The organism is Thauera sp. WH-1, assembly GCF_047806685.1.
GTDB lineage: Bacteria > Pseudomonadota > Gammaproteobacteria > Burkholderiales > Rhodocyclaceae > Thauera.
Window position 1 is genome coordinate 153,670 of sequence record NZ_JBLQGP010000001.1, and the last position, 21,718, is coordinate 175,387.

General features: G+C 68.5%; 20 protein-coding genes. 1 reads left to right on the top strand and 19 read right to left on the bottom strand.

Annotated elements, in window-relative coordinates; genetic code table 11:
* Window positions 1–19 precede the first annotated feature (19 nt).
* From ACMV5O_RS00720 to ACMV5O_RS00730, 3 genes are read right to left on the bottom strand one after another with little or no spacing between them, the layout of a single operon-like run.
* Window positions 20–301 carry a type II toxin-antitoxin system YafQ family toxin gene (locus ACMV5O_RS00720; RefSeq protein ID WP_324543476.1) on the bottom strand — a complete coding sequence of 94 codons (282 nt, stop codon included), beginning with the start codon at window positions 299–301 and terminating at the stop codon, window positions 20–22.
* Window positions 288–554, bottom strand: coding sequence for a type II toxin-antitoxin system RelB/DinJ family antitoxin (locus ACMV5O_RS00725; protein WP_324543478.1), 267 nt, complete (start codon window positions 552–554; stop codon window positions 288–290). The genes ACMV5O_RS00720 and ACMV5O_RS00725 overlap by 14 nt, the downstream gene beginning before the upstream one ends.
* Before the next feature lie 48 nt (window positions 555–602).
* Window positions 603–1,838: a hypothetical protein gene (locus ACMV5O_RS00730; protein ID WP_324543480.1), complete on the bottom strand. Its 1,236-nt coding sequence runs from the start codon at window positions 1,836–1,838 to the stop codon at window positions 603–605.
* A gap of 201 nt (window positions 1,839–2,039) precedes the next feature.
* Between ACMV5O_RS00730 and ACMV5O_RS00735 the strand changes: the two genes are divergently transcribed.
* Window positions 2,040–3,824, top strand: a complete 1,785-nt coding sequence (locus ACMV5O_RS00735) for an asparagine synthetase B family protein (RefSeq protein WP_416161664.1) — start codon at window positions 2,040–2,042, stop codon at window positions 3,822–3,824.
* Between the two features lie 16 nt (window positions 3,825–3,840).
* On the opposite strand, the gene ACMV5O_RS00740 is transcribed toward ACMV5O_RS00735, so the two are convergent.
* The 16 genes from ACMV5O_RS00740 to ACMV5O_RS00815 are packed head-to-tail and all read right to left on the bottom strand — an operon-like array spanning window position 3,841 to window position 21,718.
* A complete protein-coding gene (locus ACMV5O_RS00740) occupies window positions 3,841–5,127 on the bottom strand; it encodes a putative O-glycosylation ligase, exosortase A system-associated (protein WP_416161665.1) in 1,287 nt (428 codons plus the stop codon).
* On the bottom strand, window positions 5,124–5,951 hold the full coding sequence (locus ACMV5O_RS00745; protein ID WP_416161666.1) for a formyl transferase: 828 nt from the start codon (window positions 5,949–5,951) through the stop codon (window positions 5,124–5,126). The genes ACMV5O_RS00740 and ACMV5O_RS00745 overlap by 4 nt, the downstream gene beginning before the upstream one ends.
* Window positions 5,948–7,162 carry a hypothetical protein gene (locus ACMV5O_RS00750; RefSeq protein WP_416161667.1) on the bottom strand — a complete coding sequence of 405 codons (1,215 nt, stop codon included), beginning with the start codon at window positions 7,160–7,162 and terminating at the stop codon, window positions 5,948–5,950. Before ACMV5O_RS00750 ends, ACMV5O_RS00745 begins: the two co-directional genes overlap by 4 nt.
* Window positions 7,163–7,180: 18 nt before the next feature.
* On the bottom strand, window positions 7,181–8,557 hold the full coding sequence (locus ACMV5O_RS00755) for a phenylacetate--CoA ligase family protein (protein WP_416161668.1): 1,377 nt from the start codon (window positions 8,555–8,557) through the stop codon (window positions 7,181–7,183).
* 5 nt (window positions 8,558–8,562) lie between these two features.
* The gene (xrtA, locus tag ACMV5O_RS00760; protein ID WP_416161669.1) at window positions 8,563–10,149 is read right to left on the bottom strand and encodes an exosortase A; all 1,587 of its coding nucleotides are present in this window, start codon (window positions 10,147–10,149) and stop codon (window positions 8,563–8,565) included.
* A 26-nt stretch (window positions 10,150–10,175) separates the two neighbouring features.
* The gene (locus tag ACMV5O_RS00765; RefSeq protein ID WP_416161670.1) at window positions 10,176–11,270 is read right to left on the bottom strand and encodes a glycosyltransferase family 4 protein; all 1,095 of its coding nucleotides are present in this window, start codon (window positions 11,268–11,270) and stop codon (window positions 10,176–10,178) included.
* Between the two features lie 11 nt (window positions 11,271–11,281).
* The gene (locus tag ACMV5O_RS00770) at window positions 11,282–12,493 is read right to left on the bottom strand and encodes a TIGR04063 family PEP-CTERM/XrtA system glycosyltransferase (protein WP_416161671.1); all 1,212 of its coding nucleotides are present in this window, start codon (window positions 12,491–12,493) and stop codon (window positions 11,282–11,284) included.
* An 11-nt stretch (window positions 12,494–12,504) separates the two neighbouring features.
* Window positions 12,505–12,825 (bottom strand): type II toxin-antitoxin system PemK/MazF family toxin, encoded by a 321-nt coding sequence (locus ACMV5O_RS00775; protein WP_416161672.1) that lies wholly within the window; start codon window positions 12,823–12,825, stop codon window positions 12,505–12,507.
* The gene (locus tag ACMV5O_RS00780) at window positions 12,825–13,037 is read right to left on the bottom strand and encodes an antitoxin MazE family protein (protein ID WP_324537686.1); all 213 of its coding nucleotides are present in this window, start codon (window positions 13,035–13,037) and stop codon (window positions 12,825–12,827) included. The genes ACMV5O_RS00775 and ACMV5O_RS00780 overlap by 1 nt, the downstream gene beginning before the upstream one ends.
* Before the next feature lie 31 nt (window positions 13,038–13,068).
* Complete coding sequence (locus ACMV5O_RS00785; protein ID WP_416161673.1) at window positions 13,069–15,021, bottom strand: XrtA/PEP-CTERM system amidotransferase; 1,953 nt, start codon at window positions 15,019–15,021, stop codon at window positions 13,069–13,071.
* Window positions 15,022–15,035: 14 nt separating this feature from the next.
* Window positions 15,036–16,229, bottom strand: a complete 1,194-nt coding sequence (locus ACMV5O_RS00790; RefSeq protein WP_416161674.1) for a TIGR03088 family PEP-CTERM/XrtA system glycosyltransferase — start codon at window positions 16,227–16,229, stop codon at window positions 15,036–15,038.
* Window positions 16,229–17,515, bottom strand: coding sequence for a TIGR03087 family PEP-CTERM/XrtA system glycosyltransferase (locus ACMV5O_RS00795; RefSeq protein ID WP_416161675.1), 1,287 nt, complete (start codon window positions 17,513–17,515; stop codon window positions 16,229–16,231). The genes ACMV5O_RS00790 and ACMV5O_RS00795 overlap by 1 nt, the downstream gene beginning before the upstream one ends.
* A 4-nt stretch (window positions 17,516–17,519) precedes the next feature.
* Complete coding sequence (locus ACMV5O_RS00800; protein ID WP_416161676.1) at window positions 17,520–18,569, bottom strand: FemAB family XrtA/PEP-CTERM system-associated protein; 1,050 nt, start codon at window positions 18,567–18,569, stop codon at window positions 17,520–17,522.
* Window positions 18,570–18,604: 35 nt separating this feature from the next.
* Complete coding sequence (locus tag ACMV5O_RS00805) at window positions 18,605–19,450, bottom strand: XrtA system polysaccharide deacetylase (protein ID WP_416161677.1); 846 nt, start codon at window positions 19,448–19,450, stop codon at window positions 18,605–18,607.
* A gap of 7 nt (window positions 19,451–19,457) precedes the next feature.
* A complete protein-coding gene (gene wecB / locus ACMV5O_RS00810; protein WP_416161678.1) occupies window positions 19,458–20,615 on the bottom strand; it encodes a non-hydrolyzing UDP-N-acetylglucosamine 2-epimerase in 1,158 nt (385 codons plus the stop codon).
* Window positions 20,612–21,718 carry an XrtA/PEP-CTERM system-associated ATPase gene (locus ACMV5O_RS00815; RefSeq protein ID WP_416161679.1) on the bottom strand — a complete coding sequence of 369 codons (1,107 nt, stop codon included), beginning with the start codon at window positions 21,716–21,718 and terminating at the stop codon, window positions 20,612–20,614. Before ACMV5O_RS00815 ends, wecB begins: the two co-directional genes overlap by 4 nt.

The following is a 21,718-nucleotide window of genomic DNA, read 5'->3' on the forward strand; positions in this document are numbered from 1 at the left end:
GGAACCGCAGAAAAGTTCGTCAGCCGAAAAGCTCGCTGTGGGAGCCCAATCGCGCCAGCCGCAGAAAGCCGGAGTCCGACTTGCGATAAATAAGCAGCAGGTCGGGCTTGATGTGGCATTCCCGGTAGCCGGCCCAGTCGCCAGAAAGGTCGTGATCTCGGTAGCGCACATCAAGGGGCTGGTCGGTCGCGAGCGCGACCAGCACCGGTTTGAGAACCTCATCGAGCGTAGCGCGATGCTGGCCCTTGGCCTCTCGCTTGTAGTCGCGCTTGAACGCGGAGGATCGGTCAATCGTCCGCATGCAGATCCGTCATCAGGTCGTCAACGCTGGCAAACTTCTTGCCTTTGCCCGCCTCAAGTTCGGCAATCGCCTTCTTCGTGGCGAGATTGGGCGCCTTCACTTCGAAGGGAAGCCTGCGTTCGTCGGCGATGCGCAACATCAGCAGACGAATAGCGTCGGAAATAGACAGCCCCATTGCCTCGAGCGCACGGGCAGCGCGCTCCTTGGTGTCGGTGTCGATGCGAGCGCGGACATAGGTATCGGCGGTGCTCATGGCGACTCTCCGTGAATGGTTAAGGCCTTCAGTGTAGTCGCCATGTGACTACAAAACAAGGTCGCGCCAAGCAAGCTTGACTGACGTCAGGAGGCGGATAATTAGCCGTATCAGGACGCGCAGACCGCTGAGCTTCAGCACGCGAGACAACTCCGGCGTCACGAGCAGGCGGCTCAGAAAGCAGGTAAGTCGCGGAAGAAAGCGAGCGCATATGAGCGACGAGCCGGCGCCGCGAAAGGTGTCGACGAGCGCTGCAGTGTTCAGGAAACATACGTCCGGATACTGCCGCACAATCCCCTGAAACGTGCGGACAAGCTCGGCCAACGCCTGCTGGGCGGAGTCAGCCGAGGCAATGAAGCTCTCTCGATGGGTCTCTATCAGCACCGGCCTGCCAAGCGCAGTGCGCTCGGCCACCCCCCGCCACACATGTTCCGCGCGGTGGCCACGGATGGGCTCGAAATACACGTCTCGCACCACGTACCGGACACCCCCTTTCCCATCCTCGCCATTGAGGATTCGTCGGCTGCCCGGCATAAGCCCACCGGCTGCGTCACGCCCATCGAACCGTCGACCGCAGGTGACAACACACTGCACACCGTCGGCAGCCCAGACTTGCTCGATCGCGTCATCCCAGACGAAGGTGTTGGGCACCGCGACACTCGGGCGTTGGCCAAAAATTCGCAGGAACGCATCGCCCTCTTCCTTCACGACCGCCTCCACGTCACGCGCTGCCAATGGGCGGCTGGGCAGCGTCGCCGTATCGACCCAGCGGCTTTGCAATGCCGAGGGCAAGGCCTCGCTGCGTGCGTCCGGGTCCGCCAACCAGCGGCGCAGATCGACGTCCTCGCGCGCACGGCTTAGCAAGGAATCAGGCCAGCAATGCTCCAGACCGTGGCGCTGCAGGGCAAAGACGCCGGTGGCGCAGCCGTCGCGCATGGCCTGGACGATCGGCATATAGCGCGCTTCGTCCAGCGTGCTGCGTCGATAGCTGCGGCATTCGGTCGCGAGGATCGCCGCGCCATCGGGTCGCCCCAGCACCACACCGAGCGTCATCACCGCGGGATGCCCGTCGCGGTCACGAAACTCCATCAGCTTTTCTGCGATGCGCTGCAACATGGCGCCATCAGACTCCGGCCCAGGCCCCCAGTCGTCGCTCTCGATGATGACGACGGGGCGCGTCAGAACGGGCTCTCGCCACAACGCTCGCAAGGCACTCGCGTGCCGTGCCAGCAACGCAATCGTGAAAGCCAGCCAGGCCAGCAGGATCAAGGCGAATGCGCTCACGGTGCGCTCGGTCCGGCGCTGCGACGGGCGAGCGTTCTGGCGGAGCGCGTGACGGGCTGGACACTAGGCGTGGGAGACATGGGCTAACATGACGGCCGATTCGATGACTACCGGCATTCTAGAGCGATGACATCACGACGAGTACTTTGCGGTTGGGTTAACTTCGACGGACGTGTTGCATCGCACGATGCCCTGCAGGCCATGCTCGCGGCGGAGGGCCTGTCGCCCGCCGACATGCAGGTGCAGGCGACCGATGCCGGCATGCTGGCGACCAGCCACCCGGCCTGCTCGACGGCCACCGACCTGAGCGCGGGCTGCCTGGCGGCGGTGCTCGGACGCCCCCGCTGGCCCGATGCAGCGCTCGCTGCTCGCGCTCAGGCCGAGGGCGCGGCTGCCGCCGTGCTGGCGGCCTGGCGCGAGCGTGGTGAAGCGGCGCTGGAGGCCATGCAGGGCAATTTTGCGCTGGTGCTGATCGACACCCGCCAGCGCCGCGTAATGCTCGCGGTGGATCGCACCGGCACCGAGCGCCTGTGCTTTGCCCAGGTGGGCGCGACCCTGGTCTTTTCCACCAGCGCGCGCGCGGTCGCACGGCACCCGCTGGTATCGGCGCCGGTCAACCAGCAGGCGCTGTACGAATACCTGTACTGCCACATGGTGCCCAGCCCCGACACCGCCTTTGCCGGCATCGCCAAGCTGCTGCCCGCCGAATCCGCCACCTTCAATGGACAGGGCCTTTCGCGACGCTTTTACTGGCAACTGGCCTACGACACCCGCGGGGACGGCGACGACGCGGCCCTGCGCCAGCGCTTTCTGGATCTGACCGAGCAGGCCGTCGCGCGCCAGACCGACGACATACGCCCCACCGGCGCCTTCCTGTCGGGCGGCACGGACAGTTCCACCGTCAGCGGCATGCTGGGCAAGGTGAGCGGCCAGCCCGCCGCGACCTTCTCGATCGGCTTCGATGCGCAGGGCTTCGACGAGCTGGAATACGCGCGCATTACGTCGCGCCACTTCGGCACCAACCCGCACGAGTACTACGTGACGGCGGACGACGTGGTCGAGGCGATGCCGCTGATCGCCGCGGCCTATGACGAACCCTTCGGCAACGCCTCGGCTGCCCCCACCTACTTCTGCGCCCGCATGGCGCGCGAGCACGGCATCGAGGTGGTGCTGGCCGGCGACGGCGGCGACGAGTTCTTCGGTGGCAACGAACGCTACGCCAAACAGGGCGTGTTCGAGCATTACCACCGCGTGCCGGGCATCTTCCGCAAGCTGATGGAGCCGGTGGTGATGAACTTCCCGCTCGGCGCCTCGATCATGCCGGTGCGCAAGGCGCGCAGCTACATCCAGCAGGCGCGGGTGCCGCTGCCCGATCGGATGGAGACCTACAACTTCCTGCACCGCAGCCCGCTCGCGGACATCTTCGAGCCCGAGTTCCTCGCCGCGGTCGATACCGAGCGCCCGCTGGAACTGGCGCGCGAGGCCTACTTCCGCTGCGCGTCGTCGGAGCCGATCGAGCGCATGATGCACCTCGACCACAAGATCACGCTTGCGGACAACGACCTGCGCAAGGTCACGCGGATGTGCGAGGCCGCCGGGGTCGCGGTGCGCTTCCCCTTCCTCGACGACGACCTCGTGGCCTTCTCAGGGCTGTTGAAGCCGGAGCAGAAGGTGCACAAGGGCCGCCTGCGCGTGCTGTTCAAGGATGCGCTGCGTGGTTTCCTGCCGGACGAGACCATCACCAAGAGCAAGCACGGCTTCGGGCTGCCCTTCGGGCTGTGGCTCAACGAGCATGCGCCGCTGAAGGCACTGGCCGAGGACGCGCTGGCCAGCCTGGGCCGGCGCGGCATCGTGAAGCCGGAGTACCTCGCCTACCTGCGTCGCGAACATGCCACGGCGCATGCGAGCTACTACGGGGTGATGATCTGGGTGCTGGTGGAACTGGAGCTGTGGCTGCGGGCGAATGCGCCGGCTGGCGCCGCCTGAAGGCGGCGCCCCGGATCTAGCCGGGCATCATCCGCCCGTTACCGCGCTGCGGTGACATGGAATCCTTCGTCACGTTCGCGGGCTTGGCGCCGCGCAGCGCATCCAGTTCCTTCTGCACCAGCATCTTGGTGATCACGATGATCGCGATCAGGTGGTAGAAGAGGTCGAAGTACTGCAGACCCAGGAAGGAGCCCGCCGACATGTAGCCGATGAGGCTGACCTGCACCATCGCTGCCAGGTCGCGCGCCCAGGCCAGGGATTCGTGCGGCTTGGCCCAACGCATGATCTGCGCGGCCGACAGCCAGGTGAAGACGTGCAGCAGCACGAACATCGCCAGCCCGACCCAGCCAAGTTCGCCGAGCACGCCAAACCAGTTGCTATGCGAATCGGTGCCACCAAACCCGGTGACCGCACGGAACCCGCCGCCAAAGAAGAACATGTTCGCCAGGGTGATGGCGTTGCCCCACGCGTACAGGCGCCCCATCGCCGAGGCATCTTCCTCATAGGTCTGTATGGTGTGCATGCGCTCGAACCACTCGGGTGGCATGACGTAGAGCACGACCAGAATGACGGGAATCAGCGCCATGATGATGCCGAGGCGGTTGCGCGCCTTCATCAGGAAGAAGAAGCCCATCGCCGCCAGGCCGAGCAATGCCCCGCGCGAGTTGGTGCCGATGATCGCGATCAGGGTGAGCGCGCCACCGGCGAGCAAGCCCATTCGAAGCCAGTAGTTCTCGGTCTGGAGCCTCACGTACCAGAGCAACGGGACGATCATGATGAGCGCCAGGCCGACCGAGTTGCGGTCTGCGATGAAGGAGCCCGACGGGCCCATGACGTTGTTGCCACTGCCGCCGGTGAGGATGAAGACGCCGCCCTTGAAGCCGAAGAAACCGATGGACAACGCAATCACCACCACCAGCCAGTGCAGGCGCTGCCGGTCGGTGATCAGCATCAAGGTGACGTAGGTCATCAGGATGATGCGCCAGACCTTGTCCCACTGCGGCCAGGCCATGCCCGGATACTGCGCCAGCAAGGTCGACACGAACATCCAGCCGGTGAAAATCAGCAACAAGACCGATTCCCGCGTCCAGGGCAGGCGCTTCTCTTCCTTGGAGAACAGAATTGCCGCGAAAGTCGTCAGCGCCACGATCAAGGCCACCGGCATCGAGGTGACGAAACCCCAGGCGAGGCGGTGCGGGTTCATGTAGCCCAGCCACGACCACATCAGGATGCCAAGCCACGGTCTCCAGAGGATGAAGGGCAGCGAACCGAAGACGACGGCGGCGACGAACAGGTCCCTCATGCCGCGCGCTCCTGCCTTTCCTCGGCGACGAACCAGCGCACCCGCGGTGGCAGGTCGAGCCCGGCAAGCGTGCCGGGCAGCTTGTCGGCAAGCGCCTGCTCATGGCGCAGGCCGCGGTCCTTGACCTGGTACAGCCGGCCCTTGCCCGGCTGGACGACACCCAGCGCATGGCCGTGGGCAAGGCGCCGGATGGCCTCGGCGTAGACCTGGGCGCTGTCCTGCACCGCGCGCCAGAACAGTACGAGCTCGCTGTCGCCCTCGCGCACGGCGGGCGACACGTGGGCGATGAGCCGGCCGGTGTCGATGCCGGCGTCGATGTAGTGCAGCGTGCAGCCGACCTTGTCCGGCTCGCCGTTGTAGAGCGCCCAGAAGGTGCAGTCGGCGCCGCGGTATTCCGGTGACAGGCCACCGTGCAGATTGATGATGCCGAGCCGGCCCTGGTTCAGCAGCTCGCCGCGGATCAGCGAGGTGCCGAACACGCAGATGAGGTCGGGCTGCAGCTCCTTTGCCAGGCGCACGACCTCCGGGTGGTTGATGTGCGGGACTTCGCGCACCAGCTCGGGGCGGTCGAGTTTCGGGCTGCCGTCGGGGAAGAAGAACTTCGCTTCCGGATTGCCGGCGTAGCGCCGGCGGTCGCGCAGCCAGCGCCACACCTTGCGCAAGAGGTTGTCGGGGCGCAGCTTCTTGAGGGTCTTCGTCAGGCTCCACTCGCCGCCGGTCTCCTGCACGATGGCGACCGGATCAGCAGCCTGGCACAGCACGTTGGCGACGTGCAGGTGGCGGGCGCTGCGCCCGCACAGGATCATGATGCGCAGCGCGCTCATCGGGCGCGCCCCCGGGCCGCGGCGGGAACGGGCGGCACCACGCTGTCGCCGAGGTCCATGATCAGCGCATCGGCGAAGAACTTGGCCGCCCAGTTGGGGAATTCGAAGCGCGAGTACGCGCCCCAGATGGGGGCCGAACCGGGGATGGCGCCGCGTACGACCTCATCCTCGTCGTCCAGGCGCTGGGTGCGCTTGACGTAGTCGATGGCGCGCTGCGCTGCAGATCGGAAGCGCTCGTCGCCGGTGAGCTGCGCCAGCCGCAGCCAGCACAGGGCCATCTGTGCCACGCCGGTGACGCAGGCATAGCTGCCGTGGGCCACCCAGCCGTCGGCATAGGTGCCGGCCAGCCAGCCGTCCTCGCGCTGCACCGCCATGATGCCGCGCGCGGCCGCCTCGGCCGCCTGCAGGTAGCGCGGCTCGCTCAGCAGCACGCCGACCTCGATGAAGCCGCGGATGGCATAGGCGATGGTGTGGGTGAAGGGGTGGCGCGTCGGCACGAAGGCGTTGGTGGCAAACCAGCCGCTCGCGCGCTGCTGGGTGAGCGCCCAGTCGAGGTTGCGGCGGGCGGCGGCGATGAAGCCGGCCTCATTGCCGACCACGCCCATGGCCGCCAGCGCCCAGATGGCGCGGGTGTTATAGACGTGGGGCACGCCGTTGTGCTCGAACTTGCGGTAGCAGCCGTCGGCGTCCTGCTGGGCGACCAGCCAGTGCCCGGCGCGCAGGCCGGCTTCGAGGCAGTCCTGGCGGCCGAGCTGGGTGTAGCCGGCGACCAGGCCGTGCATGATCTGGCCTTGGTTGAAGATCACCGGGTGGCTGCCGGGCTCGCCGAAGTGGCCGGGGAAGGCGCCATCGTCGGCCTGCAGCGAGAGCTCCCAGTCGATCATGCGTTGCGCGCGGTCGAGCAGTTCGAGGCAGCCGAGCACCGGCGCGGCGGCCAGAAAGGTCTCGATGATGTAGCCGGTAGTCTCGGGATAGCCGGGCAGCCAGCCGTCCTCGAAGCTCCAGCCTGCGGCCACGCCACCGGCGTCGGTGTGGCCGTCGCGCACGTCCTGGGCGCGGCAGAGCCAGTCGATGGCGCCACGCAGGTGGGCAAGATGCTCGCCCTCGGGCTGGCGCGCGGCGCCCCCCATGTCACGGATGACGAGCTTGAGGTGGCGGGCGCGCCAGGGCTTGTAGCGCAGGGGGAGTTCGATGAGGGTGCTTGGGTTCATGCGTCGGATCGTTTCGGTTCAGGCGGTGACCATCAGCCCCGCGGGCAGCGGGACATGGCTCACGACATAGCGGTGTTTGCCCGAGGCCTCGGGCGGAATGGTGTCCAGCAGCTTCAGCTCGATCGCAACGCCCTCGCCCAGGCGTGCGCGCAGGCCGGCAACCACGGCCGCGCCCGCTGCGGCATTCCACTGCGCATCGGTGACGATCTGCACTTCCATGCGATCGACCGCGTGCTGGACGCACTTGAACTGGGCGACGCCGGGCGTGGCGCGCAGCACGTAGATGACGGCGAGCGCATGCATGACGCGGCCGTCGGCGGCGAGAACGAAGTCGGTCTGGCGGCCGCTGACCTCGGCAATCACGTGCAGCCCCTGCCCGCCCGTGGCGGCGTCGGGTGCCAGGCGCAGCACGTCGCCGGTGCGGTAGCGGATGAAGGGCTGCGCGGCGGAGCTGAGCCCGGTGATGACGGCTTCGCCCGCCTCGCCCGGCGCGACCGGCTGCCCGGCCTCATCGAGCACCTCGACGATGTGGCTCTCGCTCAGCAGCAGCATCTGCCCGCCCGGGGCCTCGTGGGCGGTGAAGCCGATGTCGCGGCTGCCGAATTCGTTGGCCACCGGCACGCCGAAGACGCGGCCGATGAGCTCGCGCTGGTGCGGGTAAAGCGGCTCGCCGGTAGTGCACACCACGCGCAGCGCCGTCAGCCGGGGCTTGATGCCGCGCGCCTCGGCATGGGCGGCAAGCAGCGCGACGCTGGAGGCGTAGCCGTACAGGCACTTGGGCTGCCACGCCTGCAGCGCGGCGAGGTAGTCGTCCATGTGCGGCGCCGACATGGCGAAGGCGTTGAGCACGAGCTGATTGACCAGGCGGTCGCGCAAGGTCTTGATGCGGTCGGTCTTGTTGAGCTCGACCGGCGCGCCCCACAGATAGGCCTCGCGCTCGCCGGGGGCGACGCCCCACCAGTTGCGCGCGCGCATGCGGCCGGCGGCGTCCGAAGCCTGGCGGGCGCGGCCGAAGTGAAAGATCAGCGGCTCGCCGCTGGAGCCGCCGGTGTTGTAGCGGAAGGCCCCGCCCGGCACGCCGCGCCAGACGAGCTGGTCGACGTTGTCGCGCGCGTCGCGCTTGGTCATGGTGGGCAGGCGGGCGAGGTCGGCGAGGGGCAGTTCACCCGCCCGCACCGCCTCGTGCAGCCCTGCGGCCCGGATCCGCGCCGCGTGCCACGGGCTGTGCGCCAGCGCCACGCCCAGCAGGGCGTTGAGCTTGCGCGCCTGCAAGGCTTCGACCGCCGCCCGATCCAGCCACTGGCTGCGCTCGAGCGCCTGCCAGTAGGCGAAGGTGGGCCGCTTGAGCGCGGCCTCCTGGGCGCGGTAAATGCTGCGGGCGAGCCAGGGCATCATGGCGGTCAGCGCACCCTTGCGTGTTCGAGCACGGCGCCGATCTGCGGCCCCATGGTGGCGAGGAAGTCGGCGAGCGCGGCCTCGGCCTCGCCGCGCCGCTCGGCATTCACCGGGGTGTAGAGCGCCACCATGGCCGAGTCGTCACCGCGCCCACGCAGCTGCGACAGGGCCAGATGCGCCTTGCCCACGTAGTCGCTGTGCGTCCAGCGCCCATTGACCCAGTACCAGTGCCAGACGGCGAGGCGGTGACTGGCATCGGCATTGCTGCGCAGCTCGTTGGTGCGCAACTGGATGGCCTCGCTGCCGATCGGCTGGCGCTGGGTGCCCGAGGCGGTGAAGCGCCACTCCTCGTCCTTGTTGAGCAGGATGCGGTTCTCGGAGTTGATCAGCTCCTCGCCGGCGACCTGGTCGCGGTAATAGGTGAGGAAGACGCCGACCTGGGTCTCGCCATTGGTGAACAGCACGTGCTGCTGGCCGCGCATGCCCTGGTAGCGCGGCGTCCAGGCGGGCTTGTCGCCGCCATCCACCTGCGACCACTTGCCCGCCGCGGCGAACTCGCCAAACTGCACCGGGCCATGCTGGCCCTGGCGATCGAGGAATGCCAGCACCGGGTTCCACAGCGTGACGGCGGCGACGGCGATGACCAGCCCGGCGAGGCGGCCGGTCGTGGCCTGGCCGGCAGCCGCTGCCCCGCCCCTTGTCCCGGCGGCTGCGGCGGGCGCTTCTTCCTCGGCCTCCTGCCAGCGGGAGCCGATCCAGAACAGGATCATGATGATGATGCCGAAGAAGACCCAGCCGTAGATCAGGTGGTCGGCGCCGGCGGCCAGCTTGTTGTCGGTGAGGTGGCCGAGCATGACGATGCCGTAGGCGCGAAGCCAGTTGGCGAACACAGGCACGACGATCGAGGCGGCGACGAAGACGAGGCGCTTCTTGGTGGAGCGGTAGTTGAGATAGGCGTAGAGGCTGCCGACCACGACCGAGGCCATCAGGTAGCGCACACCGCTGCAGCCTTCGACCACCTCCCAGCGCCCCGAGGGGATGACCAGGTTGTAGCCTTCGGCGTATACCGGCACGCCAGAGGCGCGCACCGCCCAGATGATGAAGTTGGCGGTCCAGTCCATCATGGTCGGGAACATGAACTCGCCGAAGGGCACCATGAAGAACAGGAAGCCGATCGGGAAGGCATAGGTGCGCACCACCGCCGTGCCCATCACCGCCCAGATGAAGCTGATCACCATGCCGACGAAGGCGAACTGGGACACGGCATCGACGCTGGCGAGCTCGCCGAGCAGCCAGGCGAAGCCGGCACCCAGGCCGAACACGGCCCCGAGCAGGGAGGGTTCGATCGGCAGGTTGCGGATGAAATGGCGCCGCCGCCACACCAGCCAGGCCGAGATCGGCGCGATGACGAAGCCATGGGCGAAGGTCTCGGAGCGGTCCCAGATGCTGACCATGGCCATAAAGGTGTCGCGGTACCAGAACAGCAGCCACAGCAGGCCGAGGGCGAGCACCGCCAGGTGAAGCCTGCGCGCGGACGCGTCACCTGCGGCGACGTCGCTGCCGGGCTTGTGACCCGCGTTGCTGAGACTCATTGCAGCTTCCTTTGTGTTCATATCGGTCATCGCTCCTGCGCCTGCAGCGCGGTCTGGTAGGCGGCAAGTAGTTCCGAGCGCACCGAGTGCCAGCGGTAGCGCTGCACCTCGGCCAGCCCGTGGGACACCAGCGCGGTGCGCAAGGGCGCATCGTCGAGGACCTCGCGCGTCGCGGCGGCCAGGGCGGCGGCATCGTCGACCGGCACCAGCATCGCCGTACGCCGGTGCTCGACCATGAAGGGGATGCCGCCAGCGTCGGTCGTGACCACCGGCAGGCCGCTGGCGAGCGCCTCGAGGATGGCATTGGGCATGTTATCCACACGGCTGGCATTGAGCATGAGATCTGCGTCACGGTAGAGCGCAGCCATTTGCTCGCGATCGAGCCGACCGGGAAAGCGGACGCGGTCGGCGACGCCCAGTTCGCGCGCGAGCGCCGCCAGCGCGCTGGCCTCGGGCCCGGCGCCAGCGAGGGTCAGCGTCGCTGCGGGGTAGTGTTGCGACAGCAGGGCGAAGGCGCGAAGCGCAGTATCGTTGCCGTAGATGGCCTCGAGATTACGGGCGACCAGCAAGTGCGGCGCCCTGCCCGCCTGGCGCGGCGGCTCGGCGGGGTGGAAGCGGTCGAGGTCGATGATGTTGGGCACGATGCGGGCGGGCATGCCGTAGCCGGAGAACACCTGCTGCAGGAAACCCGAGGGCACGGCCAGCACGGCGGCACGCCGCATGCTCGCGCGCACTGCCCCCGCCGCGCGGGCAAGAAAGCTGCCCGCCTCGCCGCCGCGGTAATTGACGACGACCGGCAGGCCGCGCAGCGAGGCGATCCACACCGCCGGCGCCGCGAACAGGTGCCACGACCAGCCCGAGTTGGCCATCACATGGACCACGTCGGCGCGCCCCGCCCCGCGCCACAGCTGGGCCAGGTAGGGCAGCAGCCGGAACACGGCGCGCAGACCCTTGAGCTGCGCCGCCCACGCCGGACGATAGGGGGCATTGGTGCGCACGAGCTCGACGCTCGCCCCTTCGCCGCGCAGCAATTCGGCAAGTTGCCGTGTCTGGTTGGCCATGCCACCGGCGGGCGGCGGCAGGGGCCCCACGAGCAATACCCTGAGCGCTGAAAACGACATCGACGCGCTGCTCAGGCCGCCTGCCGGGCGCGACCGCCAAGGCGCTCATAGACCGCCCGGTAGTTGGCCACGCTGTTGGTCCAGTTGCGCACGTCCTCGACGAAGTGCCGCCCGGCCGCGCGCATCGCCGGCCAGCGCTCGCGGTGGGCGAGCATGTCGTCGATGGCGGTGGCGAGCGCTTCGGCACTGCCGGCCTTGAATAGCTTGCCGGTCTCGCCGTCGCGGATCAGCTCCTTGTGGCCGCCGACGTCGGAGGCCACGAAGAGCCGGCCCTGGGCCATGGCTTCGAGCGGCTTCAAGGGGGTGACGAGTTCGGTGAGGCGCATGGAGTGGCGCGGGTAGGCAAGCAGGTCGATCTGGTCGTAGTAGCGGCTGACCTCGCTGTGCGGGACGCGGCCGGTGAAGACGACCTTGTCGGCCACGCCGAGGTGCTGGGCCTGGGCCTTGAGATTGGCGTCCTGCGGGCCGCCGCCGACGAGCAGCAGGCGCAGTTCGGGGCGCTTTTGCAGCAGCGCGGGGAAGGCGTCGAGCAGGAGGTCGAGGCCTTCGTAGGCGTAGAAGGAGCCAACGAAACCGACCACGGTGGTGCCGGCGAGGCCGAGCTGTTCGCGCAGGACGGGGTCGGCGTCGCCGGAGAGCTGGAAGGACTCGATGTCGACCGCATTGGGGATCACCGTGACCTTGGTGGCCGGGACGCCGCGCCCGACGATGTCCGCGCGCAGGCCTTCGCAGATGGTGAACACGTGGTCGGCGCGCTTGATCGCCCAGGTCTCCAGCGCCTTGGTGGCGCGGTAGCGCAGGCTACCCTCGGTGGTGGTGCCGTGGTCGACCGCGGCGTCTTCCCAGAAGGCGCGGATCTCGTAGACGACCGGGATGCCGAGCTTACGGCCGGCGCGGATGGCGGGGATGGCGTTGAGCACCGGCGAGTGCGCGTGCAGGATGTCGGGGCGCAGTTCGGCGGCGAGCGCTTCGATGCGCGCCTGCACGGTGCGCACCTGGCGCAGCTCGTTGACGCCGCTGCGCCCGGGCGCGGGCACCGGGCTGCGGTAGAAGCGCAGGCCATCGACGTCCTCGACCTCTGCCGCGGTCTGGCCCTGCTTGGGCGAGGTCAGGTGAAAGGTCTCCCAGCCCAGCGCGCGCTGCTCGCGCAGGATGGCCGCGGTGCGGAAGGTGTAGCCGCTGTGCAGCGGGATGGAGTGGTCGAGGATGTGGAGGATGCGCATGGGAAACCTGATCAAGCCAGTCCGAGAAACAACATCAAAGACCGATTCACGGCAATCTGTTCATCGTCGGACAGTCGGCCCAGGCTGGGACCGAGTTTGGCCCTGGGTACCGTATGGATCTTGTCGACCATGACCTGCGATCGCTGGCGCAGGCCATTTTCTGGTGACGGCTCGATGGTGATGCGAAACAGCGGTGTGTCGCGTAAATCACTGGTCAGCGGCAGAAGCGTGACCGACGGGTGTTCGTCGAACAAGTCCGACTGAATGACCACGGCGGGACGCGGTTTGCCGTAGTCGCCCTGCAAGGCAACGGTGATCAGGTCGCCGCGCATCACACCCAGCCGTCCGTGTCAGCAGCCTGCTCGAGCCAGTCGAGCACTTCCTGCTCTTTCGGATCATCCTTAAGCAAGCTGGACTGCCTGCGGCACTCCTCGGCAAAACCCGGCTTGCGCGTATCCGGCACCCAGATCTGCACCGGCCGCAAGCCTGCCTCACGCAGATTCGTGCGGTAGCGCCCAACACGTTCCGAAACACTGTCAGCCATGGAAATCTCCCAATCCCAACGTCGTTACATGCTACGCAGCATAGACCGCGCCGCCGTTACATGCAACACTCTGATCAATCGAGTCTGACCCCATTGATCCGTTGTTGCGCACGAAGGCCTCGAACATCAGCAAGGTCCACAACGGCGAGCTGTAGTCGCGCGCGCCGGACTGATGGGCGTCGACCAGGTGCTGCAGATAGTCGCGATTGAATATACCGGTGGCGGCCAGCGTCTCGCCCAGCACTGCGTCACGCACGCGCTGCTTGAGCGGGCCGCGGAACCAGCGCGCGAGCGGCACGGCGAAGCCCATCTTGGGGCGGTAGAGCACGTCGTTGGGCAGGAAGGGTTCCATCGCCTTCTTGAACAGGAACTTGCCTTCGTTGCCCTGGATCTTGAGGCCGGAGGGCAGCGTGGCGAGCCATTCGACCAGCTTGTGGTCCATCAGCGGTTCGCGCACTTCCAGCGAGTGGGCCATGCTGGCGCGGTCGACCTTGGTGTTGATGTCGCCGACCAGGTAGGTCTTGAGATCGAGGTACTGGATCAGCGCCAGCGGGTCGTCGGTGTGGGCCGCAGCGGCGTGGCGGCGGAAGACCTCGAGCGCGTCGTAGCCACCGAGCTTGGCGCGGAAGTCGGCGGTGAAGAGCCTGTGGCGCATGTCGCCGCGCAGCAGCGAGACCGAATGGAAATAGGCCTCGGTGGCGTCGCGCGCCATGGCCTGGAAGGTGGTCTTGGCGCGGAACACGCGCGGCGCCCAGTCGGCCTTGGGATAGACGCGGCCGAGCAGGCCGAAGACCGGCCGGCGCACGCCCATGGGCAGCGCGGCGCGCAGCTTCTCTTCCATCAGGTGCATGCGGTAGCGGCGGTAGCCGCCGAAGCTCTCGTCACCGCCATCGCCCGACAAGGCCACGGTGACGCGCTTGCGCGCGAGCTGACACACGCGGTAGGTGGGGATGGCGGAGCTGTCGGCGTAGGGCTCGTCGTAGAGCGCGGCCAGGGTGTCGATGAGGTCGAAGTCGTCGGACTTGACCGTCTCGACGAAGTGGTTGGTGCGGTAGCGGTCGGCGACCTTCTGGGCGAATTCGGATTCGTTGAACTTGGGGTCGTCGAAGGCGATGGAGCAGGTGTTGACCGGCTCGTCCGACAGCCCCGCCATGGTGGCGACCACCGCGCTGGAATCCACCCCGCCCGACAGGAAGGCGCCCAGCGGTACCTCGGCGATCATGCGCAGGCGCACGGATTCGCGCAGGCGCTCGGTGAGCTCGGCGGTGGCATCGGCCAGCGAGAGGTCGTTGTCGAGGGTGAAGCGCACGTCCCAGTACTGCTTCGGCTCGGGGATCGGCTGGCCGCGGCGGATGCACAAGGACTCGCCCGGGCCGAGCTTTTTGGCGCCGAGGAAGATGGTGCGCGGCTCGGCGACGTAACCCAGCGCGAAGTATTCCTCGACGGCCAGCGGGTCGATGCGGCGGTCGAGCTCGGGATGCTGCATCAGCACCTTGAGCTCGGAGCCGAAGGCGAGCGTGCCGTCGGCCAGCAGCGCGTAGAACATCGGCTTGACCGCCAGGCGGTCGCGCGCCATGAAGAAGGTGTCGCGGTTACGGTCGTGCAGGGCGAAGGCGAACATGCCGCGAAAGCGCTGCACGCAATCCTCGCCCCAGGCCTCCCAGGCGTGGACGATGACCTCGGTGTCGCTGCGGGTGTGGAAGACGTGGCCCAGGGCTTCGAGCTCGGGGACGAGCTCCTGGAAGTTGTAGATCTCGCCGTTGAACACCACCGCCACCGAGCCGTCCTCGTTGAACAGTGGCTGCTGGCCGGTGGCGAGGTCGATGATGGACAGCCGGCGGTGGGCGAGCGCGACGCCGGGCTCGAAGTGGTAGCCGCCTTCGTCCGGGCCGCGATGGTGCTGGACGTCGTTCATGCGCTGCATCAGCGCGCGGTCGAAGTCGCGCTTGCCGCGGGTGTCGAAGAGGCCGGCGATGCCGCACATGTCGGGGGCTTCCTTTACGGTCTGGCCGGCGCCGGGCCGGCGTGCTGCAGGAGTTGGTCGTACATCGCGGTGTAGCGCGCCACCATGGCGTCGAGGCTGAAGTGGTGCTCGACGCGCTGGCGGCCGGCGGCGCCGTGCTTCTTCCGCAATGCAGCATCCGAAGCGTAGCACAGCAGGGCCTCGGCCATGCGGTGGGGATCCTGCGCCGGCACCAGCGCGCCGGTCTCGCCCGCGGCCACCAGCTCGGGATTGCCGCCGACCGCGGTGGCGACCACCGGCAGGCCGCAGGCCATGGCTTCGAGAATGGTGTTGGAGATGCCTTCGGCCTGCGAGGGCAGCGCGAAGAGATCGAGCGCGCGCATGACCTCGGGCACGTCCTTGCGCTCGCCGGCGAGCCACACCACATCGCCGACGCCGGCATGGCGGATCTCGGCCTCGAGCTCGGCGCGCAGCGGGCCGTCGCCGGCAATGATCAGGCGCAGCGCACGCCCTGCCCCGCCGCGCGCGCGGGCGAGCGCGAAGGCGCGCACCAGGTTGAGCTGGTCCTTGATCGCCTGCAGGCGGCCGACGCTGCCGATGACGACCGTGTGGGCGTCGCCGGGGCCGGCACCGGGTTTGGCGCCGAAGGGCGCGCCGGGCAAGGCGGTGCGCACGCCGCCGGGCACCGGGTAGAAACGCAGGGTGTCGACGCCGTTGCAGATGCGCTCGACGCGCGCCGGCGCAATGCCGACGCGCTCGGTCAGGTAGGACTCGATGTGGCCCGAGAGCGCCACGTAGCGGCTGACGAAAGGGCTGTAGGCGCGGCGCAGCAACTGGAACTTGCGCCGCGTGCCGCCGGGATCGGAGACGTCCCAGCCGTGCTCGCCATGCACCCGCACCGGCACCCCGGCCAGGCGCGCCGGGACGGCGGCCTCGAGCGCGGCGAGGTTGCGGGTGTGCACGATGGCCGGCCGGCGCTCGCGAAACAGGCGCCACAGGCGCGGATAGAGCTTGATGCCCTGACCAGGCGGCTTGTGCAGCGAAACGAAGCCGACGTCCTCGCGCGTGATGCGCTGGCAGAAACTGTCCACACAGCGCGTGAGCGCGACCACCGTGTGGCGGTAGCGCTCGGGCGGCATGCGGTTGATGAGGTTGACGACGCCGTTCTCCAGCCCGCCGACGTCGAAGTTGTAGACGAGGTGCATCACCAGCGGCCGGCGTTCGGACATCAGGCCACCTGCGAGCGTGCGAGCGCGGGGGTGTCGCCGATGACGGTCGGGATGTCGTCCGCCGCCCCACCCTGGGCCGGCGCCACTTCGAGCAGCCCGTCGAGCATGCGCAGATTGGCCGACCAGCTGTAGCCGCGCAGCACGCAGGCACGGGCTGCGCGGCCCATGTTTGCGCGTCGCGCTTCGTCCTGCAGCAGGCCGACGACGCGGGCGCAGAAGCTGGCATCGTCGGCGGCGATCTCGCAGTCGCGGCCATCTTCGGCGGCGAGGCCTGTGGCCGGCGCGGCGGACACCACCACCGGGCGCGCCATCGCCATCGCCTCGAGCACCTTGTTCTGAATGCCGCGCGCGATGCGCAAGGGGGCCACGACGGCGTCGGCATGGGCCAGATAGGGCCGCACGTCGGGCACGGTGCCGGTGACGACCACACCCTCGCCGGCGAGCGCCTGCACCGCCGGTGCCGGGTTCATGCCCACGATCCAGAAGCGCGCGCCCGGGACCTGGGCGCGAATGCGCGGCAGCAGCTCGCGGGCGAACCCGGTGACGGCGTCGATGTTGGGCCAGTAGTCCATGGCGCCGCTGAAGACGAGCACCGGCCCGCCCGCCGGGTAGGGTGAGTCGAAGCGGTGATTGGGCGAGAAATACTCGGCGTCGACGCCGTTCTGCATGACGCCGACCTGGGTGGACAGTTCGGGCGCGGCGGCGCGAAACAGATCGGCCTCGGCCTCGGTGACGAACAGGCTGGCATCGCAGCGCGCGGCAGTGTCGCGCTCGAAGGCGAGCAGGCGCTCGCCTTCGCGGCGGTAGAGCCAGGACAGCGGCCAGCGGCGGTCGGCGGCGTATTGCGTCCACTTGGCCGAATCGACGTCGCAGAAGTCGATGACGCGGCGCTCGAGGCCGGGGGTGTCGAGGTACTGCGCCATCGGCCCGGAGAAGGCCACCGCGCTGCGGATGCCGTGCTCGGTCACCATGCGCTGCACCCAGGCCGCCAGGCGCGGGCTGCGGTAATAGGGCAGGCTGAGGGCTTCGCCCCGCAGCAGGCCGCGCAGGCTGGCGAGGCGGCGGATGCCGGGCTCGATCGGGACGACGCAGCATTGCTCGCACCACTGACGCAGCGCCGGGATGTGCTGGCGGTCGTCGGGATGGTCGACGAAGCTGCCGAGAAAGACGCGATGCGTGCGCGCGAGCTGACGCAGGATGTTGAAGGAGCGCACCTTGTCGCCCTTGTTGGGCGGATACGGGATGCGGTGCGTCAGGTAGAGCAGCGTGGGGCGGTCGTGCAGCACCGCCCTACCCCAGACTGCGCACGATGTGCGGCCCAAGGCGGTTGGCGACGCCGAGCGGCAGACGCTTCCAGAGCGCGATGAAGGCGCGGTACTTGGGGTTCATCGGGTTGTTCTGCGGCACGCTGTCGCGCTTGTACAGACAGTACTCGTAGGACAGCGGCTGCGGCTCGAAGCCCCAGTTCTTCTTGAAGCTGTAGGGGCCGGTGCCGACCTTGCTGCGACCGTAGTCGAAGACCTTGCAGCCACGCTCGCAGGCCCGGCGCATGAGCTCCCAGTACTTGAAGTCGTTGGCGGCGAGGTCGCGCGCGGCGAAGTCGTCGCCGGCGTAGTAAGGCAGCACCTCGTCACGGAAGTAGAAGCTGAGCACGCTCGACAAGGGTTTGCCGGCGGGGTCGGTGACGGTGAGCACCTCGCAGGCCTCGCCGAAGTCGGCCTTCAGGCGCTGGAAGAAGCGCTTGGGCAGGGCCGGCGTGCCGTGGCGCAGCACGTTGTCGGCGTAGAGGGCGAAGAAGCGCTCGACGTCGTCGTCGATCTCGCTGACGAGCCCGTTCTTGATGCCCTTGCGCACCATCGCGCGCTGCTTGCGCGGGATGGCGAGCATGTTGGCCTCGACCTCGGGCAGGAGCGTCTTGCGGAAGGTGACGTAGAGCTCCTGGCGCGGCCAGTCGCGATGCACCGGCTTGAGGTTGCGGTACTCGGTGTGCTGCACGCCCAGCGCCATCGCCAGCGCCTCGGCGCGCATCTCGAGCGCCTGGTAGATCTCGGGGCCGGCATCGACATCGGCCGCCACCCCGCCATAGACGCAGAAGGGCAGCGAGGTGAGCGCGTGGCCGAACAGGCGGCTGCGCACCTCGGCCAGCGGCAGCACGGCGACGATGTCGCCGGCGCGCTCGGCGTAGAGATAGAAGGTGCGATGGCGGAAGACGTCTTCGAGGATCTCGCGCCAGGCCGACAGGTGAAAGAAGGTGGCCTGCGGGCAGCGGCGGACGAAGTCGTCCCAGCGCTCGACCTGGTGGGGGGTGAGCAGGCTGACGTGAATCGGCAATCGGTCCATGACGCGCATCCGTGTCCGGGCAGGTTGAGGCGGGGTCAGGCGGCGTCGCGGAAGACTTCGTCAGCGCGCCCCCAGGAGAAATCCGCAAGCAGGCGGTCGAGCCGCGCTTGGGTGTGCTGAAGGTTAATGTAGTGCCGAAAGCGTGTTTTTGCCGTGGCGCCGGTCACGCGGGGCTGTTCGGGGTCGATCTCCCAGGGGTGGAAGTAGAAGATCGCGGGGCGGCGATCGTCGGCGTTGACGCGGGCGATCTGCCAGCGTGACAGCGAATAGGGCAGCAGGCGGAAGAAGCCGCCGCCGCCCGCCGGCCAGTTGCGCCCGAACAGGCGCACGGTGCTGACCGGCACCTCGACCAGGCCGTTGGGCAGGCGCCAGGGGAAGCGCGGCGCATCGGGGATGCCGTAGTGGTCGTGCTTGACCGGATAGACGCTGGAGCTGTAGCGGTAGCCGACCTCGGCGATGCAGTCGTGCGCCCACAGGTTGGCGGTGCCGATGGAGAAGCTCGGCGCGCGGTAACCGGTGACGGCCGCGCCGGTGATGTCCTCGAGCACCGCCTTGGCGAGCCGGATGTCGGCCTTGAAGGCCTCGGGACTGAGATCGCTGGCGCGCTCGTGGGCGTAGCCATGGCTGGCGACTTCGTGGCCAGCGTCGGCGATGCGACGCACGAGCTGCGGGTAGCGCTCGGCCACCCAGCCGAGGGTGAAGAAGGTGCCGCGCGCGCCATGTCGCGCGAGCAGTTCGAGCACGCGGTCGACGTTGCGCTCGACCCGGCAGGGCACGCTGTCCCACTGGCTGCGCGGGAAGTGCGGCGCCAGCGCCGAGACCTGGAAGTAGTCCTCGACGTCGCAGGTGAAGGCGTTGGTGATGCGGGCGGCAGCGTTCATGGCGGGGTCAGGCCTGGCGAGGGTGGGTGAGCAGCCAGTCGTGAAGATGGGCGGCGATGCGCTCGGCACAACGGCCGTCCCAGTACTCGGGCACGCGCCCGGCCTTGCCGCCGGTGGCCAGCACCTGTTCGGCGGCGGCGACGATGGCCTGCGGGTCGATGCCGACCAGGGTGTTGGTGCCCTGCTCCACGGTGATCGGTCGCTCGGTGTTCTCGCGGATGGTGATGCAGGGCACGCCGAGCGCGGTGGTCTCTTCCTGGATGCCGCCGGAGTCGGTGAGGACCATGCGCGCGCCCGACATGAGGCCGAGCATCTCCAGATAGCCCTGCGGCGGCAGCACCAGGAAGCCGGGCGTGTCGAGCTTGGCCAGCATGCCGAAGCGCTCGAGGTTGCCGCGGGTGCGCGGATGGAGGGCGATGACGAGCGGCAACTTGCGGCTGACGGCGTACAGGGCGTCGATGATGGGGCCGAGCACCTCGGGGTGATCGACGTTGGACGGACGGTGCAGCGTGACCACGCCGTAGCCGTGCTCGATGCGGCGGGCGTCGAGACCGGCCTGGGCAAGCAGCACGTCGGCGGGCACCGCCTTGGGCAGGCTGGCGCGCAGGCTGTCGATCATGACGTTGCCGACGAACACCGCACGCTCGGCGGCGATGCCCTCGCGCGCGAGGTTGTCGTGGGCGGAGCGCTCGGTGGTGTAGAGCACGTCGGAGATCTGGTCGGTGAGGATGCGGTTGATCTCTTCGGGCATGCGCCGATCATTGCTGCGCAGGCCGGACTCGACATGGATCACCGGGATGTGACGCTTGCTGGCGACCAGCGCGCAGGCGAGCGTGGAATTGACGTCGCCCACCACCAGCACCGCGCTGGCGCCGAACTGGTCGATGACCGGCTCGAAGCGCTTCATGACCTCGGCCGTCTGCACCGCGTGCGAACCCGAGCCGACCGCGAGGTTGATGTCGGGCTCGGGCAGTTCGAGGTCGGCGAACAGGCGGTCCTTCATCGCCGGATCGTAGTGCTGGCCGGTGTGCACCAGCAGCGTGGGGATGGGCGGATTGTGCGCGGCGAAGGCGCGGATGATGGGCGCGACCTTCATGTAGTTGGGGCGGGCGCCGACGATGCAGATGACCGGTGCGGCCGCCTCCGCCGCAAGCGAGGTGCTCATTCGCGCGCCTCCCCGGCCGTCTCGTCACGACGCACGGCCTGCAGCAACTGGCTGAGCACATTGAGGGTGGCGGCGACCGACTGCTCGAGCCCGGCGAGGCGAGCCTCGATGCGCTGCAGATCGTAGCTGCCCGCCATCTCCGCCGCTTGCGCCGCGAGCTCGGGCGACACCCGCAGGCGGTCGAGGGCGAGCTTGTTGGCGCCGAGCAGTTCGAGCGCTGCTGCCCCGGCCGCGCCGCCGGCATCGGCCTGCACGGCGTCGGTGAGCACCGGCCGGGCCCCGCCCGGCGTGGCGAACTCCTGCTTGAGCTCGTCGATGACCTCGCGCACGTCGGATTCGCCGATGCTGTGACGCTCGGCGATGTAGGCGGCGAGCATGAGGCGGTCGCACAGCGTGTTGATGCGGCGCGGGATGCCGCCGGTGTAGCCGTAGATGACGTTGTAGGCGGCGGGCTCGAAGATCGGGTCGTCGGTCCAGCCGACATGCGACAGGCGGTGTTCGATGTAGCCGCGGGTTTCCTGCGAGTCGAGCGGGCCGAGGTGGTAGGAGGCGATGACGCGCTGGCGCAACTGCTGCATCTCGGCGCGCTGCATCATGTCGCGGAACTCCGGCTGGCCGACCAGGAAGCTCTGCAGCAGGGCGTGGTCCTCGAGCTGGAAGTTCGACAGCATGCGCAGCTCTTCGACCGCGGCGGCGCTCAGGTTCTGCGCCTCGTCGACGATCAGCAGCGCGCGCTTGCCGGAGGCGGCGATCGAGACCAGGTAGGTCTCCAGCGCAAGCAGCAGCCCCGCCTTGTCCAGATTGCGGCTGGGCACGCCGAAGGCCGCGGCCACCATGCGCAGCATGTCGTTGGCGTCGACCTGGGTGCTGACGATGTTGGCGGCGACAACCTTGGCCGGATCGAGCTGCTCGAGCAGGCTGCGCACGATGGTGGTCTTGCCGGCGCCGACCTCGCCGGTGATGACGATGAAGCCCTCGCTCTGGTGCAGGCCGTACTCGAGGTAGGCCATCGCCCGCCGGTGGCCCCGGCTGCCATAGAAGAAGGCGGGGTCGGGGTTGAGCTGGAAGGGCTTGGCGCGGAGCTTGAAGAAAGTTTCGTACAT

Coding starts and splice junctions, on each gene's coding strand:
- ACMV5O_RS00785 (WP_416161673.1), bottom strand. CDS start 15,021: ATGTGCGGCATCGCCGGCCTCTTCGACACCCGCGGCAAGCGCGACTTC.
- ACMV5O_RS00790 (WP_416161674.1), bottom strand. CDS start 16,229: ATGTCCGAACGCCGGCCGCTGGTGATGCACCTCGTCTACAACTTCGAC.
- wecB (WP_416161678.1), bottom strand. CDS start 20,615: ATGAGCACCTCGCTTGCGGCGGAGGCGGCCGCACCGGTCATCTGCATC.
- ACMV5O_RS00765 (WP_416161670.1), bottom strand. CDS start 11,270: ATGTCGTTTTCAGCGCTCAGGGTATTGCTCGTGGGGCCCCTGCCGCCG.
- ACMV5O_RS00805 (WP_416161677.1), bottom strand. CDS start 19,450: ATGAACGCTGCCGCCCGCATCACCAACGCCTTCACCTGCGACGTCGAG.
- ACMV5O_RS00750 (WP_416161667.1), bottom strand. CDS start 7,162: ATGAACCCAAGCACCCTCATCGAACTCCCCCTGCGCTACAAGCCCTGG.
- ACMV5O_RS00770 (WP_416161671.1), bottom strand. CDS start 12,493: ATGCGCATCCTCCACATCCTCGACCACTCCATCCCGCTGCACAGCGGC.
- ACMV5O_RS00735 (WP_416161664.1), top strand. CDS start 2,040: ATGCTCGCGGCGGAGGGCCTGTCGCCCGCCGACATGCAGGTGCAGGCG.
- ACMV5O_RS00745 (WP_416161666.1), bottom strand. CDS start 5,951: ATGAGCGCGCTGCGCATCATGATCCTGTGCGGGCGCAGCGCCCGCCAC.
- ACMV5O_RS00780 (WP_324537686.1), bottom strand. CDS start 13,037: ATGGCTGACAGTGTTTCGGAACGTGTTGGGCGCTACCGCACGAATCTG.
- ACMV5O_RS00725 (WP_324543478.1), bottom strand. CDS start 554: ATGAGCACCGCCGATACCTATGTCCGCGCTCGCATCGACACCGACACC.
- ACMV5O_RS00775 (WP_416161672.1), bottom strand. CDS start 12,825: ATGCGCGGCGACCTGATCACCGTTGCCTTGCAGGGCGACTACGGCAAA.
- ACMV5O_RS00740 (WP_416161665.1), bottom strand. CDS start 5,127: ATGAGGGACCTGTTCGTCGCCGCCGTCGTCTTCGGTTCGCTGCCCTTC.
- ACMV5O_RS00815 (WP_416161679.1), bottom strand. CDS start 21,718: ATGTACGAAACTTTCTTCAAGCTCCGCGCCAAGCCCTTCCAGCTCAAC.
- ACMV5O_RS00720 (WP_324543476.1), bottom strand. CDS start 301: ATGCGGACGATTGACCGATCCTCCGCGTTCAAGCGCGACTACAAGCGA.
- xrtA (WP_416161669.1), bottom strand. CDS start 10,149: ATGAGTCTCAGCAACGCGGGTCACAAGCCCGGCAGCGACGTCGCCGCA.
- ACMV5O_RS00755 (WP_416161668.1), bottom strand. CDS start 8,557: ATGATGCCCTGGCTCGCCCGCAGCATTTACCGCGCCCAGGAGGCCGCG.
- ACMV5O_RS00800 (WP_416161676.1), bottom strand. CDS start 18,569: ATGGACCGATTGCCGATTCACGTCAGCCTGCTCACCCCCCACCAGGTC.